Source organism: Clostridium tyrobutyricum (genome assembly GCF_019144085.1).
Lineage (GTDB): Bacteria > Bacillota > Clostridia > Clostridiales > Clostridiaceae > Clostridium_B > Clostridium_B tyrobutyricum_A.
The window spans coordinates 35627-52476 of the sequence record NZ_JAHHUY010000006.1 but is presented as its reverse complement, the minus strand read 5'-3'; the positions used below and the strand labels follow the sequence as shown (position 1 = coordinate 52476).

The window sequence follows — 16850 nt, the reverse complement described above, 5'->3', positions numbered from 1 at the left end:
ACTTTTTCCCATAATTGCACTTTGATTTAATCTTGCATATGTATAATCCTCTTTATGTAAATGTTTTAATATTGGCGTGATTTATGCTTGTTTTAAATAAGTAAAGAGGGTGTTTATATGAGAACATGTTATGTAACAGAATTTAAAAATTTAGTAGGCTACAAAGATGGTTTGGAATTACAGAATAGAGCCTTTAAATTCGTAGTACAAAATAATATGGATGGAATTTTATTACTGCTTCAGCACAAACCAGTAATTACAATTGGTAAAAGTGGTGGAATTGATAATTTACTTGTTTCTAGGGAAGCTTTAAATAGATTTGGAATTGAACTATATAAATCTTCAAGAGGTGGGAATATTACCTATCACGGTCCAGGGCAACTTGTTGCCTACCCCATATTGAATCTTGGCAAGTTTCAGAAAGATGCTCACTGGTATTTGAGGCAGCTGGAAACAGTAGTTATGAATACAGTAAGATATTATGGAGTAAAAGCTGGAATAAAGCCAAAATATACTGGAGTATGGGTAGGGAATCAAAAAATTGCAGCAATAGGTGTAGGAATAAGAAAGTGGATAACAAAGCACGGCTTTGCCCTCAATATATGTGTAAATAAAGATCATTTCAAATTGATAACTCCCTGCGGTATAAGTGAATTCGGTATATGTTCTCTGGAGGATTTCATACGTAATCCAGACTATAATGGAATTGTATCAAATATTAAAGAAAGTTTTAAAGATGTTTTCAGTACAGAGCTGATTGATAAAAGCACAATAAAAGATTGGAAGGGAAGTGAGTACATTGAATACAAGGCCTGAGTGGTTGAAAATGAAAGCTCCTGACTCTGATGTACTTGATAAAATGGAAAGAATGTTTCAAAATCTTTCTCTTCATACTGTCTGCGAAAGTGCCATATGCCCTAATATAGGTAAATGCTTCAAGAGTGGAACTGCAACTTTCATGATTATGGGAGGAACATGTACAAGAAATTGCAGATTTTGTGCTGTTACCAAAGGAATACCCTCTGCCCTGGATGAAAATGAACCTGAAAATGTAGCACTGGCAAGTAAAAAATTAGGTCTTAGGCACATAGTTGTAACCTCAGTTACAAGAGATGATTTGGAAGATGGAGGTGCAGAGCATTTTGTTAAAACTGTAAAACAGCTTCGAAAATACAATCCAAATTCAACTGTAGAACTCTTAATACCGGATTTAAAGGGAAACTGGAGTGCACTAAAAAAAATAGTTGAATGCAAACCTGATATAATAAACCACAATATTGAAACTGTTTCGTGTCTTTACAGCAAAGTAAGGCCAATGGCAGTATACAAGAGATCAATTGAACTTCTACATCAGGTAAAATCCATGGATAACAGCATATACACTAAATGCGGTATAATGGTGGGACTGGGGGAAAGTGAAGAACAGGTTGTTGAAGTTATGGATGATCTTATAAAAGTGAATTGTGATATTCTCACTGTAGGTCAATACCTAAGGCCGTCCAAACGGCATCTGCCTGTCAAAGAATATATAACTCCGGAAATTTTTAAGAAATATAAGACTATAGCATTAAAAAAAGGATTCAAATTTGCAGCATCCGGTCCTTATGTTAGAAGTTCCTATCAGGCTTCCAAGGGAATTGATGCTGTTAAAAGATATGGTTCCAATTAAGCAAAACCTGCATAATTATTGAATTATGCAGGTTTATTTTTATTTATAATCCCAGTGTAAATCTGGTCTTTCTTTTTTTAGTATTTTCATGAATTTTTCAAGAAGACCCATACTTTTCAGCTTTCTTAGAAATGCTTTTGGGTATGGAATATCTTCTTCATAACTTTTCCTTGGATCTATCAACATCAATGTACCATCTTTTTGTACAAATAGATGTGGAAATCTAATTTCCAATTTTTTAAATCCAAGCATTTTCATATGGTCAAATAAATCTGCTATATTTATAACAAAAGATCTTTTTATCCCATGTTTTTTTATATAATCATAAACATTGGTTCCACCTACATATTCCCTGATTATATAATGTGTTCCAAGCTTGTATACTCTTGGGAAATATGGGCTTCCTTCTACTGATTTTAATATATCAAATTCAGCTTTACAGCTGTGTGAGCTTTTAAATATTTTTATAATTTTGCCATCCGGCATTAAATAAACTTTTCCACTATGACCATGTCCTAAATATACGCATTGTTTCAAGTCAACTGGAATTGATACTTTCAAATTATCACCTCCTTTGTTTTTATGTAATATAAAAACAAAGGATTAATCGACAGATTAAAAATATCTGTCCTCTAACATACTATTAAAGTTGTTTAAATTGTGATACTTTTATTTTTATTGATTTTTTCTACAACATATTTTTGAAATTCCAGGGCTCTTTTCTTATCCATTGGCTTGACACCTTTAAGCCTGTATTCCACACCTAATTTTTCATATTTGTTTACTCCCATAGTATGATATGGTAAAATTTCAAATTTCTCCAGTTTATTTGATTTAACAGAGTTTTCTATTATATGGACTATTTTATCCATGCATTCATAATTGTCAGTTACACCTGGAACCATTACGTGCCTTATCCACAATTTTGCATTTGAATTATTAACTTCCTTTAGGAAATCATAAAACTCCTGAATATTTCCACCTGTAAGCTCTTTATATCCAGCATCATCAATATGTTTTATATCAAGCATTACAAGATCCGTATATTTTAAAATTTCCTTATAATTTCCTTTTCCAAACCCAGATGTATCAACTATGGTATTTATTCCATTTTCCCTGCATAGTTTTAAAAATTCAATCAAGAATTCAGGCTGCATTAGAGGGTCACCTCCAGAACAGGTAACTCCCCCTCCTGACTTTTCAAAATAGACTCTGTATCTTTCAACTTTTTCAAGAAGCTGCTCTGCACTAATGTCCTCTCCGGCATCCAGTTTCCATGTATCAGGATTATGACAAAAAGCACACCTAAGTCTGCAGCCCTGGAAAAATACAACTACTCTTATTCCAGGTCCATCAACAAGTCCCATGGTTTCTATAGAATGAATCCTGCCCATTTACTAAACCCTCTCATGGAAAGTTCTGTGTATTACTTCCATCTGCTGTTCTCTATTTAACTTTACAAAGTGAACGGCATATCCTGAAACTCTTATAGTCAGTGTAGGATACTTTTCTGGATTGTCTACTGCCTCTAAAAGTGTTTCCCTGTTCATTACATTGACATTTAAATGATGAGCTCCTTTTGAAAAATATCCATCCAATATAGAAACCAGATTATTTACTCTGCTGCTTTCATCTTTTCCAAGCGCATCAGGAACAATTGAAAATGTATTTGAAACACCATCCTGACATACAGATCTATATGGTATTTTAGCTACAGAATTCAAAGATGCAAGTGCTCCTTCTTTATCTCTTCCATGCATTGGATTGGCTCCTGGAGCAAGTGGTTCTCCAGACTTTCTTCCATCTGGTGTAGTTCCAGTTTTTTTACCATACATTACATTGGAAGTTATAGTAAGAGCCGACAAGGTATGTTCCGCATTTCTGTATGCTTCTGTCTTTCTAAGTTCACTTATAAATTTATTCACGATTTCAACTGCTATATCATCTACCCTGTCATCGTCATTTCCGTATTTAGGAAAGTCTCCTTCAACTTCAAAGTCTACAGCAATGCCCTGTTCATTTCTTATTGGTTTTACATTGGCATATTTTATTGCACTTAATGAATCTGCTGCAACGGAAAGTCCTGCTATACCGCAAGCAAGGAATCTATGAACTTCTGTGTCATGAAGTGCCATAAGTGCAGCTTCATAAGCATATTTGTCATGCATATAGTGAATCAAGTTAAGGGTATTAACATACAGTTTTGCTACATATTCCATAACTTTGAAATAATTCTTTTTAACTTTGTTATAGTCAAGTACCTCATCATCCATTCTATCTACATGTGGTACTATTTTTTGGAATTTCTTTTCATCAACTCCGCCATTTATAGCATAGAGAAGTGACTTTGCAAGATTGCACCTGGCTCCGAAGAACTGCATCTGTTTTCCTACCGCCATAGCTGATACACAGCATGCTATAGCGTAGTCATCTCCATATATAGGTCTCATAACATCATCATTTTCATACTGAACTGCATCTGTTTCTATAGATATTCTGCTGCAGTACTTTTTAAATGATTCTGGAAGATTTTCAGACCATAATACAGTCATATTTGGTTCTGGAGCAGGTCCTAGATTTATAAGTGTATTTAAAAATCTATAAGAGTTTTTAGTAACCAATGTTCTGCCGTCGATTCCCATACCACCTATGGATTCAGTAACCCAATTAGGATCTCCTGCAAATAGTTCATTGTACTCTGGTGTTCTAAGATGTCTTTCAAGTCTTAGTTTGATTACAAACTGGTCTATTAACTCCTGTGCATCCTGCTCACTTATTATTCCTGATTTTAAATCCCTGTCTATATATATATCCAAAAATGTTGAAACTCTTCCAAGAGACATTGCTGCACCATTATTCTCCTTTATTCCTGCAAGATATCCAAAGTAGGTGAACTGCACTGCTTCTTTTGCATTTGATGCAGGGCTCGATATATCTATTCCATAGCGTGATGCCATATTCTTTATCTTTTTAAGTGCCTTGACCTGTTCTGCTACTTCTTCTCTCTCTCTTATTAAAGTTTCATTCATATCACCTTTTAAGGCTTTTAAATCCTTCTTCTTCACTTCTACTAAATAGTCTATACCATACAATGCAATTCTTCTAAAATCACCTATTATTCTCCCCCTGCCATAGGCATCAGGAAGTCCAGTTAATAATCCAACATGTCTTGCTGCTTTCATTTCTTCCGTGTATGCATCAAATACAGCTTCATTATGTGTCTTTCTATATTTTGTAAATATATCGTGCATTTCATCATCAATTTTATATCCATAGTCTTCAAGTGACTCTTGAGCCATTCTTATTCCTCCAAAAGGATTGACCATTCTCTTAAGTGGAGCATCAGTTTGAAGTCCGAATATAACCTCATTTTCTTTATCTATATAACCAGGTTTAAAGTTGTCAACACCAGCTACTGTTTTAGTATCTACATCTAAAACTCCACCTTTTTTAATTTCCTGTAAAATTAAACTTTCCGACTTTTGCCATACATTTTTAGTCTTTTCAGTAGGAGATGTTAAAAAGCTTTCATCACCAGTATAGGGATTATAGTTTTTCTGTATAAAATTTCTCACATTAATATTTTCTGTCCATACACCATCATTAAAATTATTCCATTGATTTTTCATAACAATTCTCCTCTTAAAAATATTTTTACTATTTTTCATAGCATTATAAAAACTATACTAAAGCTGTGTAGTTTTATTGGTACGAATAGCACAATTCAACTACAATTTATAATATTTTAAACAAAAAGACCGCCTGGACTTTTTGTTTGCCCAGGCGGTCGGCTTTTAAAAATCGTACTCCCTGTGGTTATATCCACTTCCGCCGGTTATACGAATCATTTATTATCAAATCTATTGTAAATATAAATTATCATATTCTTTTAATTATGTCAATACAAATTTTCAAATAATTTGATTAATTCATTTATATCAATACTGTAGGTTAAGATCTTCAAGCATGCCAAAATCTTTATTTACTCCCTGTCCATCTGTAGTGAGATAATCACCTATCAGCATTCCATTTATGCCTGATATAAAGCCAAGTGACTGTAAACTCTTCAAATTTTTCTCTCTTCCTCCTGCAAACCTCAAATTTTTATCCGGCATAATAAATCTCATTATTGCAAATGTCTTAATTATCTCCATAGGGCTAAGGGGATTTAAACCTTCAAGCCTTGTTCCCTTTACAGGGTTCAGTATATTTATTGGAACTGCATCTACATCAAGCTCTTTTAATAAGAATCCATGTTCAATACGCTGGTCCATACTTTCTCCCATGCCTATTATCATACCCGAGCATACTTCCATACCTACTTTTTTTGCATATCTTATAGTTTGAATTCTTTCGTCATAACCATGGGTGGATACAATATTTGTAAAAAAACTTCTTGCAGTTTCAAGGTTGTGATTATATCTTTCAACTCCTGCATATTTAAGCTGCTCAGCTGCATCCATGGTAAGAGTACCAAGGCATGCACATAATTTAAGGTTTGTTTCTTTTTTCATTCTCTTGAATGCATTTATTATGATTTTAAAATTCTTTTCCTGCCCCGTATATCCCAGACCACTTGTACATATATCACAGTGCTTTGCACCTGCCTTTTCACGTCTTATTGCAGTTTCTACGATTTCATCTTCATCTATCATAGGATAACATTTTGCCGCCGTATGATGACGTGATGATTGTGCACAAAATGCACAGTCTTCAGAACAATTTCCTGACTTTGCATTTATAACTGAGCATAAATCCACGTTGTTTCCATTGTATTTTTCTCTTATCTTGTTTGCAAAGCTGCACAGTAAAATTGTATCGCTGTCATTTGCATCCCCAAGCATCAAGGCATCCTCATATGTAATACGCTGTTGTTCAAGAACTTCCTGTCCTATTTTTAATATATCTTTCCATAATTCATTCATAATTTTATCTCCTTACTATTGTATGATTGTTAACCATTCATTATATTTTGGTTTACAATTATATTATAAATGCAAACTGCAACTATATCAATGTCTCTATGAGTTTCTTATTTTAAGAACAAAAAAATTCATTTTTAAATTTAAAGTGCATTAACTATTTTATTGACATATTTTAAAATAAATCATATAATAACTACTGTAATTCATATAAATAATGTTTATTGTGAAGATGGGAATAAGTAAATTATTGTTACCTGCAAGAGAGAAACTTTGTTGCTGAGATAGTTTTCAGTGAAAATAATTGAAATGCCTCCCTGAACTCTTGGTTGAAATTTAGTAAACTTCAGTGGGTATGCCCATTATAGCATTGAGGTATTTTGGTACCAATAGAAACTAATTATTGTGTTGAAGCATAATAAACAGAGTGGAACAGCAGAAAAACTTCTGCCTCTGATGGGGTTGGGGTTTATTTTTATGTTTATTTTCATTCTACAGATATGCATTGGGGGAAATTAATATGATAAAAATACAAAATCTCCATAAACAGTTTAATGGAGTAGAAGTTTTAAAGGGAATAAATCTTACTGTAAAAAAAGGTGAGGTAGTTGTTATAATAGGTCCTTCTGGTACAGGTAAATCAACCTTGCTGAGATGTATAAATTTTCTTGAAATGCCTGATAAGGGAACTATAGAAATAAATACTATAAAAGTTGATTCTGAAAATCCAATAAAATCGCAAATACATGAACTGAGAAAACATACTTCCATGGTATTTCAAAACTACAATCTTTTTTACAATAAAACTGCAATTCAAAATATTATGGAGCCTCTCACCCAGGTGAAAAAAATAGATAAAAAAGAAGCTGAAAATGAAGCATTGTCAATACTAAGACAAGTTGGTCTTGAAGATAAAAAAGACTGTTATCCTTTAAATCTTTCAGGGGGGCAGCAGCAGAGAATAGGAATAGGAAGATCCATGGCAGTAAATCCTGATTTAATGCTTTTTGACGAGCCTACATCAGCTTTGGATCCTGAACTTGTAGGAGAAGTTCTTGATGTTATAAAAAAATTGGCAATGAAAGATACAACAATGCTCATAGTCACTCATGAGATGAGATTTGCAAAAGAAGGAGCTGATAGAATTATATTTATAGATAATGGGAATATCGTAGAGGAAGGAACTCCTGATGAAATATTCAATCATCCTAAGAATGAAAGAACAATTAAATTTTTTAAACAAGTAGAATTAAAATAATTGAAGGAGGTAAAAAATGAAATTTGATATAGTATATTTTTTAAAATCATTTCCTGATTTAATTAAATACGTTCATTATACTATTTCAATGTCTGTTATATCTACAATAATAGGTTTTGTTATAGCAAGCGGCCTCGTTGCATTAAAACTTATGCACATTAAAATTCTTACGAAGATAATAAATATTTATATATCATTTTTTAGAGGAACACCTTTACTGGTGCAATTATTTATATTTTATTATGGTGTACCGCAATTGATATCACCACTTAAAAATATATCGCCTTTCCAGGCCATGATAGTTGGTTTAAGTCTTTGTGGTTCTGCATACATGGCTGAAATTATAAGAGGTGCTATAGAATCGGTTCCAAAAGGACAGATGGAAGCAGCTCTATCTATAGGTATGACACAAATGCAGGCATTTAAGAGAATCGTATATCCTCAAGCTATTAGAATTGCCATACCCGGTATAGGAAATGAATTTGTTGATTTGTTAAAAAGTTCATCTCTTGCCTTTGTGCTTGGACTTACAGAAATTCTGGCAAGGGCCCAGATGAATGCAGCTTCAAGCTTTAAGGTTTTAGAAAGTTATCTTGCACTTGCAATAATTTACTGGATACTAGTGGAAATATTTAATTTTTTACAAAGAATTATTGAAAAAAAGCTTGCAAAAGCTTATAAATAAAATGGAGGTTTTAAAATGAAAAAGAAACTATTGGCAATAATTTTAACATCATTAATGGGCATCGCTGTTTTAAGTGGCTGTGCAAGCAGTACAAACAGCAGCAATGATTCAAATACAATTAAAGTAGGAACTTCTACTGATTACAGACCTTTTGCATTTATAGATCAAGGTGAAAGCCAGGACAAAGTTAAAGGCTTGGAAATAGATGTATGGAACGAAATAGCCAAGAGAAACAACTGGAAAGTAAAATATGTTATTGCAAACTGGAATGGACTAATAGGAATGCTTGACTCTGGAAAAATAGATACTATTGCTCACCAGGTAACAATAACTGACGAAAGAAAACCAAAATATTATTTTTCAAATCCATATGTATATTCAGGCGTACAGCTTGCAGTTAAAAAAGGCAACAATTCCATTAAAAATTTAAATGACTTAAACGGAAAAACTGTTGCTGTAGAATCCGGCATGAACTTCTACAAGGCTATAGAAAAATTCAATAGTGATAAAAAGGGAACTGTAAAGCTCAAACAATACAGTGATTACAACTCAATATTCTCAGAAGTTAATCTTGGAAGGGCAGATGCTCTACTTGAAGATAAACTTGCCATAATGGATACAATTAAACGTTCAAACTACAATCTCCAGCTTGCAGGTGAACCAATAGAAAAGATGGAAAATGCTTTTCCTATGGTGAAAACAGATGCAAACAAACAAAAAATAGAAAAAATAAATAGCGCATTAAAATCCATGAGAGAAGATGGCACTTTAAAGAAAATATCACAAAAATGGTTTGGTGCAGATATAACAAGCAATAAGTAAAAAATAACTTCAGGTAATAATACTTGCCTGAAGTTATTTTTTACTTTTAATACACCCCCACAATTCTGGCAACTGATGTAGTTATAAAGCATACTATAATTGCTATACATGTAGGAAGTGCAGCTGATACTGCCATCCATTTGAAGCTGCCAGTTTCCTTCCTTATAGTCAAAAGTGTTGTAGCACAAGGCCAGTGCAGCAGGCAAAACAATAGTACATTCAATGCAGTAAGATATGTCCATCCATGGGAAATGAGTATCTGTCTAAGAGAATCTATACTTTGAAAATCGGTCATGGAACCTGTTGAAAGATATGACATTATGAGAATTGGCAGTACTATTTCATTTGCAGGTATGCCAAGTATAAATGCCATAAGTATATATCCATCAAGTCCAAGTAGATTTGCAAAAGGTTGAAGGAAAGCTACTGCATGTCCTATAATACTCAAGTTGCCAATATAAGTATTGGCAAGTATCCATGTAATTACACCTGCAGGAGCTGCAACAACAACTGCCCTTGCTAGTACAAATATTGTCCTGTCAATAATGGATGTATATATTACTCTAGCTATCTGAGGTCTTCTATAAGGTGGAAGTTCAAGAGTAAAACTTGATGGATACCCTTTTAGAATTGTCCTGGATAATAAATGGGAAACCAATAATGTTATGACAACCCCAAGAACTACTATTCCTGTTACAGAGAGTGCAGGCAGAAGATTTGCAGCACCTGATTTGGATCCTGCAATTAAAAATACTGAAGAAATGGCAATCAGTGTAGGAAATCTTCCATTGCATGGCATAAAATTATTAGTCAATATAGCTATAAGTCTTTCCCTTGGTGATTCAATAATTCTACATCCAATAACGCCTGCAGAATTACATCCAAGTCCCATGCACATGCTAAGGCACTGCTTTCCATGGGCACAAGCTTTTTTGAACAAATGGTCAAGGTTTAACGCAACTCTTGGCAAATACCCCAAATCTTCAAGTAATGTAAATAGAGGAAAAAATATAGCCATTGGCGGAAGCATGACTGAAATCACCCATGCCATAGTTCTATAAAGGCCAAGAACGAACAATCCATAGAACCATTTTGGAACGCCCAATTGTGTACACCAAACTGTAAGCACATCCTGAAATTTAAATAGCACATTTGCCAGCATATCAGAAGGTACATTTGCACCTGAAATAGTTATCCATAACACAACTGCAAGTATACCTATCATAATTGGAATTCCAAAAACACGTGATGTTATATAGTCATCAATTACTCTATCTCTATTAACTTTGCTTTTGCCTATACATATACATTCATTCTTAACTTTTTCGGCCTTTTCATATATTTTAAAAGTAATATCATCTCTTATACGTTTTTTGGTATAATTGGATTTAATCCTTTTTGCTGAATTTATAAGTATTTGTAAATCTTGTTTCTCAATCCTATTAAGTATTGTATTTGTAATACCACTGTCTCCATCAATCAATCTAAGTGAGATCCACCTTGAATCCAGATTTGATACTTTTTCACTTACTGTAGGCTGAAGCTCATTTACCATTTTTTCTATATAATCCTGATAAATGACTTTTTGGGGACATGGCTTGATTTCTTCAGATATTACCTTACTTATGGTATTTTTTAATTTATCTATTCCTGTTCCATTTCTAGCTGCTGTCAATACTACGGGAATACCAAGTTCCTTTTCAATTTTATCTCCATATATTGTGATTTTCTTTTTCTTTGCCTCATCTATAAGATTTACACATAAAATAACCTTGTCCGTCAATTCCATAACTTGATATACTAAATTCAAATTTCTCTCAAAACATGTAGCATCAGTAACAACAATAACTGCATCGGAATTTCCAAAGCAAATAAAATCTCGAGCTATTTCTTCTTCTACAGATGAAGAAAAGAGAGAATAGGTACCAGGCAAATCTACCAGTATATGATGTGTACCATCTATACTAAACTCTCCCCTTGCATTAGTTACTGTCTTTCCTGGCCAATTTCCAGTATGTTGTTTTAATCCAGTTAAAGCATTAAAAACAGTACTCTTGCCAGTATTGGGATTCCCAGCCAGTGCAAAAACATGTTGCTTGTCCTTTTTATCTACTGAATACATTTCAGTTAAAGCATCAAATCCAGTTGATCGATAAGTAAGCCCCATTATCTTCCCCCTGAAAACATTGATACATTTATTAGACAGGCCTCATCTTCCCTTAGTGCAATCATTGCTCCTTTAATGTTATATACAGTAGGGTCCCCAGATGGACCTCTGCGTACCACTTCTACTTCAGAACCATTTGTAAGTCCTATTGCAAGCATTCTTTCTCTCAGCAGTCCTTTAGATCTTATACTATCCACTCTTACAAATTTACCTGTTTCCACATCACTAAGCTTTTTCATAAATTATCCCCTCTCAACTTAATTTAATAATATTTATAAAGTTTAATAAGTTTCACTGAACTAACTTTCACTAATATTAAACTATGCAAAAATAAGTTGAGATGTTAAAAAGTATTATTCCCCCAAGTCCAAACATGATATTATGGAAGTTAGTTTGAGTAAACATCCACGCACTTGCTAAAATTGCTATTATAGGTATACTGGTCCGAAATGTATCCAGAATATTCTCCATATCTTCATAATAATCCTTTTATTTATATTTTGCCCTTTCTACGATTTTATCTGCTTTAAAATCTCTATAACAATTCAATGCAGTACACAATTCATACTTTCTTATTATAAAGAAAGATTGTCATAATATACTGCATTTTGAAATAGAATTTATTGTATGATTTTCACAACATATTTTGGTTTATATTCATCACAACAACCTAATTATCTGTTACTCAATCCCTCAACTAATAGTATTATCCCTATAGCTAAATGAAATATCCAGCCTAGTACAGGTATCCATCCCAATGCATTACCCATAACACCAAGTATATGGCCTGTCCTGTTTTTGTATTCTCTTCCTGCTATAATTATCCCAACGATATGAAGTACAAATAATATAACCAATGGCATCCATGCATGTGCTACTATAAATATACCTCCTATAAATGGCACTCCTAAAAATAATTCTACTATTCCTATGATAATTTTATAAGTTTTTGATGTGACATCCAATATTATATAACCTCACTTCCAAGTTTTATTTTAAAATTCTAAGCCTATAAGCATTCATAGCTGTATAGCCAAGCTTTCCCATCAACTTATAGTTGGCATATGCACCTACTGGTGCTCCTATTCCAGGTAACAACTGCAGCATTTTTGCAATATCAATATAATCCCTGTATTCTTCTTGAAAAGTTCTCCAATCAAAATTATCTCCATTCAATGGAAGGGATTCAGAATAATTATCCCAATCGGATATAATTTCATAAACTTTATTTCTCCTCTTGTCACTTGAAAAAGCTATTTGAAATACATATAGAATATACAAACGTTCTTTATAATCTTTCAAGTCAAAACCATATATACCTGCTGCATCGAATAAAAATTTTATCTTCAGGCTCAAAAATATGGGAAAATCCGCCATTCCAAGAATAAGCCCACCAGCACCAGTCCCTGCACCACTTAGCATGGCAGTTTTTTTGTAGATCTCAATTTTTCTTCTAATTAAATTCTCTCTTGCTTCTAGATCCAATTTAGAATTATCCAAGTTCTCTTTTGAAATATATTTAAATCCGAATATTACAGTCCTTACCATAATTTTTATTGATTTAGTAATCATAATATTAATCTTTTCAGGAATAATGCCATTTATCTTCTTTTGAATATTTTTCGTAAGTCCATTAGTAAGACTGGGCTTTTTTTTCATCTTCTTCTGCCAGTTTGACAATTCTTTAAATACCTTATCTTCATATAAACTCATACAATCTCCCCACATAATTATTTATTAAATGACATTTTATATTATCTCCTAAAAATGCAATAACATTTATACATTTGAGAAACTATAATTCCTTGTTAATCATATTATGCCATAAATTTGTAAATTTATATACATATTTATATTATTGTTCAATGATTAACCTTATCGACCATAATGTTCTGAATATTTTCATTAATGTTTCTACCTACTTTACACAATAGGTACAGTTTGTTCACATTTCTTATTTATACTCTAAATAAGTTTTAAAAATAAAAAACTTAAACAAAATTTTAGGGGGATACATTTTATGAATAAAAGAATTAAATCAATAGTTGCAGCAGCAGCGGTGATAGGGGCTTTAACAACATCTGCACCTACTATGGCAAAGGCGGCTGGAATTAATTGCAACAATGCAACTAATTGTACTACTTCAAATTGCACCACACAAAGCTGCAGCGATTCAACTTGTACCACTTCAAAAACTCAACAATCTTTATTACAGGATATCATAAAAAAATATCCTCAACTAAAAAACTGCAATACCGTTAATAAAAAAATTACAACTTCAAATAAAGCTAAAACACCTAACAAGGCATCAGTAAACAATAAACAATCTAACAATACTCAAAATAATACTCAAAACAATACTCAAACACCTGCAGACGCAAATAAGGATAATGGCCAAGCCTCATCTTCTATAAGTGCGGAAGCAAATGAAGTAACAAGACTGGTAAATGTAGAAAGAAGCAAGAATGGACTAGCTCCACTCAAAGCAAATGCTGAACTATCTAAAGTAGCTGCAACTAAAGCCCAGGATATGATTGATAAAAACTATTTCGACCACAATTCACCTACATATGGTTCACCTTTCGATATGATGACTAAATTCGGCATTAAATATACTACAGCTGGTGAAAATATTGCCTATGGGCAGAAAACTCCTGCTGAAGTAATGAATGGATGGATGAATTCTTCAGGTCATAGAGCAAACATATTAAATTCCAATTTTACTGAAATTGGAGTTGGAGTTGCAAAGGATAAAAATGGAACACCTTATTGGGTTCAAATGTTTATAAATCCTGGAAAATAATAATATTTACATTAAAAAGCTGAGAATATACTATTTATTCTCAGCTTTTTATATACTAGTCCATCAAATTTCTGTAATCAATTTTTCCACTTGAGTTCAATTTTAAATGCTGAACTATTTTTATATTTCTAGGTTGAAGATATGGTTCCAGATTGATCCTGCAATATTCTCTAACCTCTTTTACAGTTATATTATTAGTTTTAGGTACAATTGCAGCACATATTTCCTCGCCTTTTAAAGAATCCTTTATTCCAAATACCACTGATTTTAATATTTTAGGATTATTGTTCAATATCTTTTCTATATTATATGGAAGTATTTTTATACCGCCTTTATTTATAGTATTATTTTTTCTACCTAAAATATATAAATTTCCTTGATTATCAATTTTCCCTATATCTCCAACTGTAGCCCTAGGTCTGAAATTTGGAGCTACATATGGACTTTCCACCCATACAACATCATCCTGTATCCAGAATTTCACCTGGGGAAATGCCTTTCCCACACTATCTGCATTTTTATTATTTCTAAAATCCATATATGCTACATGTCCCAATTCACTGGCACCATAGTATTCACAGACATGCGCAGCAGGGAATTTACTCTTTAACATATTGACAGTGTCACTGTCAATTTTATCACCCGCACTTAATATTGACTTTACATTTCTAAGTTCTGTTTTAAGTTCCTTCAACAATATTCTATAGTGAGCAGGCACCATAAATATACTTGTAACATTATTTTTACAGATTTCCCGTATCCATGTTCCAGGATAAATACTGCTGGAAAATACTATGCTTCCACCTTCATTTAAAATATGCATTGCACTATTGAGATTTGCAGTATAGGAAAGTGATCCTACTAAAAACAGTATATCCCTACAGCTTATGTGAAATACCTGATTTTGATATTTAAATGCACTGGTCCAACTTTTGTGATCTCTCCATATGACTTTATTATGACCTGTAGTTCCAGAGCTTAGTGCACCAAGAAAAATATCAGAATCCTCAATTAAGGGTAATCTACCTTCCTGACCTACTAATTGAGTTTCAAAAATAAATTTATCATCTATTATACAGCATGGATTTATTTTCCTAACTATTGAATCCATCTTTGATTGAGTTATTTTGAAATTTATAGGAACAGCCGCCAATCCAGCTCGTGAACATGCCAAAAAATTAATTATAGTATTTATTGGATTTATATTTTTTATTATAACTTTTTCACATTTACTATACCTAATTGCCAAGTATTCTGCTCTTTGATCAATACAATGTACAAATTCTCTATAAACAATTCTATTATTTCCAAAAGACATACATATTTTATGTGGATTTTCTTTTGCATTTTTATATATTCCTGAAAAAATCAACATTTTATCAATTACACCTTTCTATAATGGCAGCTTCCCCCAATCCACCTGCCACCCCTAATGTTGTTAGCCCTATTTTTTTATTTTGATCTTTTAATGCTTCCATAAGGTGGAGCATTATTATAGCGCCTGAAGCTCCATAAGGATGACCATATGCCAGAGCTCCCCCATATATATTAACTTTTTCTTTTTGGCAATTAAAGTATTTCAAAAATGCCAGCACTTTTACCGAAAATGCTTCGTTTATTTCTACTAGATCCACCTGATTTATATTTAAATTTCTAGACTGCAATAATTTTTGTGAAGCCGCAATGGCTCCAAGAGGAAAAAGATTTGGATCAACACCTGAACTGTCTCCTGCCATCCATATAGCTTCAGGATGTAGATTATATTTTTTTACGGCTCTTTCAGATGCCATAAGTACAAGTGCAGCACCATCATTGGTGCTGCAGGCATTTGCTGCAGTTATCGTACCCTGCTTTCCTAAAATAGGGTTAACTCTTTTCATAAGTTTTAATGAAGGTTTTTTTCTTATATTCTCATCTTCCAAAACTATACCTTTATCAGTTTTTACACCAAAAATTATATTTTTCAACTTTTTTTCATTTCTGGCCTTTACAGCTTTTATATGACTTTCCAATGCCCAGACATCCATATCCTCTCTTGAAATATTACAGTATTTTGCCGTATTTTCCGCACCTTCTATCATATCAGGGTCCCCAATAGAATATGGAGAAAATTGAGCTCTTTTAAAAAATACATCTTTTCCGCTGTATCTTTTATCCATTGGATTATATTGCTTGTTAGGTGCAAGGCTTGTACTTTCAGAGCCACCAGCTATAATGATATCCCTTAGTCCTGATTTTATCATACTTGCAGCCATATTTATGGATTTTAATCCAGAACCACATTGAAAATCTAAGGTTGTTCCACAAACTTCAAAGCCAAGCCCCGCATCGAGCAAACTCAATCTTGCGAGGTTTCCTCCAGGACCAATTGCATTTCCAAGAATAACTTCTTCTACTGAATTTTCAGGAATACTATATCTATGTATAAGTTCTTTAATCAAATATGATGCCATCTTTTCAGGAAGGATATTCTTCAAACATCCATTAGTTTTGCCTATAGGAGTTCTTAATCCTCCAATTATAT

The 16850-nt window shown here is 32.9% G+C and carries 16 protein-coding genes and 1 riboswitch; of the genes, 6 read left to right on the top strand and 10 right to left on the bottom strand.

What is annotated here, in order from left to right; genetic code table 11:
• Positions 1-117 precede the first annotated feature (117 nt).
• Complete coding sequence (gene lipB, locus KM800_RS04155) at positions 118-816, top strand: lipoyl(octanoyl) transferase LipB (RefSeq protein WP_039656024.1); 699 nt, start codon at positions 118-120, stop codon at positions 814-816.
• Positions 800-1669, top strand: a complete 870-nt coding sequence (lipA, locus tag KM800_RS04150) for a lipoyl synthase (protein ID WP_217811926.1) — start codon at positions 800-802, stop codon at positions 1667-1669. The genes lipB and lipA overlap by 17 nt, the downstream gene beginning before the upstream one ends.
• Before the next feature lie 39 nt (positions 1670-1708).
• Here lipA and KM800_RS04145 read toward each other — a convergent pair whose 3' ends face one another.
• The 4 genes from KM800_RS04145 to bioB all read right to left on the bottom strand — a co-directional run bounded on the left by KM800_RS04145 (position 1709) and on the right by bioB (position 6594).
• Positions 1709-2230, bottom strand: a complete 522-nt coding sequence (locus KM800_RS04145; protein ID WP_017895250.1) for a hypothetical protein — start codon at positions 2228-2230, stop codon at positions 1709-1711.
• Positions 2231-2322: 92 nt separating this feature from the next.
• On the bottom strand, positions 2323-3063 hold the full coding sequence (pflA, locus tag KM800_RS04140; protein WP_017752584.1) for a pyruvate formate-lyase-activating protein: 741 nt from the start codon (positions 3061-3063) through the stop codon (positions 2323-2325).
• A gap of 3 nt (positions 3064-3066) precedes the next feature.
• Positions 3067-5298 carry a formate C-acetyltransferase gene (gene pflB, locus KM800_RS04135; RefSeq protein WP_217811925.1) on the bottom strand — a complete coding sequence of 744 codons (2232 nt, stop codon included), beginning with the start codon at positions 5296-5298 and terminating at the stop codon, positions 3067-3069.
• 141 nt (positions 5299-5439) lie between these two features.
• Positions 5440-5518, bottom strand: a riboswitch (ZMP/ZTP riboswitch).
• An 89-nt stretch (positions 5519-5607) separates the two neighbouring features.
• A complete protein-coding gene (bioB, locus tag KM800_RS04130) occupies positions 5608-6594 on the bottom strand; it encodes a biotin synthase BioB (RefSeq protein WP_217811924.1) in 987 nt (328 codons plus the stop codon).
• A 517-nt stretch (positions 6595-7111) separates the two neighbouring features.
• Here bioB and KM800_RS04125 point away from each other — a divergent pair.
• From KM800_RS04125 to KM800_RS04115, 3 genes are read left to right on the top strand one after another with little or no spacing between them, the layout of a single operon-like run.
• Positions 7112-7849, top strand: a complete 738-nt coding sequence (locus KM800_RS04125) for an amino acid ABC transporter ATP-binding protein (protein ID WP_217811923.1) — start codon at positions 7112-7114, stop codon at positions 7847-7849.
• A 16-nt stretch (positions 7850-7865) separates the two neighbouring features.
• The gene (locus KM800_RS04120; protein WP_217811922.1) at positions 7866-8534 is read left to right on the top strand and encodes an amino acid ABC transporter permease; all 669 of its coding nucleotides are present in this window, start codon (positions 7866-7868) and stop codon (positions 8532-8534) included.
• 15 nt (positions 8535-8549) lie between these two features.
• On the top strand, positions 8550-9356 hold the full coding sequence (locus KM800_RS04115) for a transporter substrate-binding domain-containing protein (RefSeq protein WP_217811921.1): 807 nt from the start codon (positions 8550-8552) through the stop codon (positions 9354-9356).
• Positions 9357-9402: 46 nt separating this feature from the next.
• Here the strand turns inward: KM800_RS04115 and feoB are convergent, their stop codons facing one another.
• The 4 genes from feoB to KM800_RS04095 form a co-directional block, all read right to left on the bottom strand.
• A complete protein-coding gene (feoB, locus tag KM800_RS04110) occupies positions 9403-11523 on the bottom strand; it encodes a ferrous iron transport protein B (RefSeq protein WP_217811920.1) in 2121 nt (706 codons plus the stop codon).
• Positions 11523-11762, bottom strand: coding sequence for a FeoA family protein (locus KM800_RS04105; protein WP_217811919.1), 240 nt, complete (start codon positions 11760-11762; stop codon positions 11523-11525). The genes feoB and KM800_RS04105 overlap by 1 nt, the downstream gene beginning before the upstream one ends.
• A gap of 435 nt (positions 11763-12197) precedes the next feature.
• Positions 12198-12488, bottom strand: coding sequence for a hypothetical protein (locus KM800_RS04100; RefSeq protein WP_217811918.1), 291 nt, complete (start codon positions 12486-12488; stop codon positions 12198-12200).
• Between the two features lie 25 nt (positions 12489-12513).
• Positions 12514-13236 carry an EcsC family protein gene (locus tag KM800_RS04095; protein WP_217811917.1) on the bottom strand — a complete coding sequence of 241 codons (723 nt, stop codon included), beginning with the start codon at positions 13234-13236 and terminating at the stop codon, positions 12514-12516.
• Between the two features lie 307 nt (positions 13237-13543).
• Between KM800_RS04095 and KM800_RS04090 the strand changes: the two genes are divergently transcribed.
• Complete coding sequence (locus KM800_RS04090; RefSeq protein ID WP_217811916.1) at positions 13544-14326, top strand: CAP domain-containing protein; 783 nt, start codon at positions 13544-13546, stop codon at positions 14324-14326.
• A gap of 55 nt (positions 14327-14381) precedes the next feature.
• Here KM800_RS04090 and KM800_RS04085 read toward each other — a convergent pair whose 3' ends face one another.
• Together KM800_RS04085 and KM800_RS04080 are read right to left on the bottom strand one after the other, a co-directional pair.
• Positions 14382-15701 (bottom strand): AMP-binding protein, encoded by a 1320-nt coding sequence (locus KM800_RS04085; RefSeq protein WP_217811915.1) that lies wholly within the window; start codon positions 15699-15701, stop codon positions 14382-14384.
• A gap of 4 nt (positions 15702-15705) precedes the next feature.
• On the bottom strand, positions 15706-16845 hold the full coding sequence (locus tag KM800_RS04080; RefSeq protein WP_330655519.1) for a thiolase family protein: 1140 nt from the start codon (positions 16843-16845) through the stop codon (positions 15706-15708).
• Positions 16846-16850 lie beyond the last annotated feature (5 nt).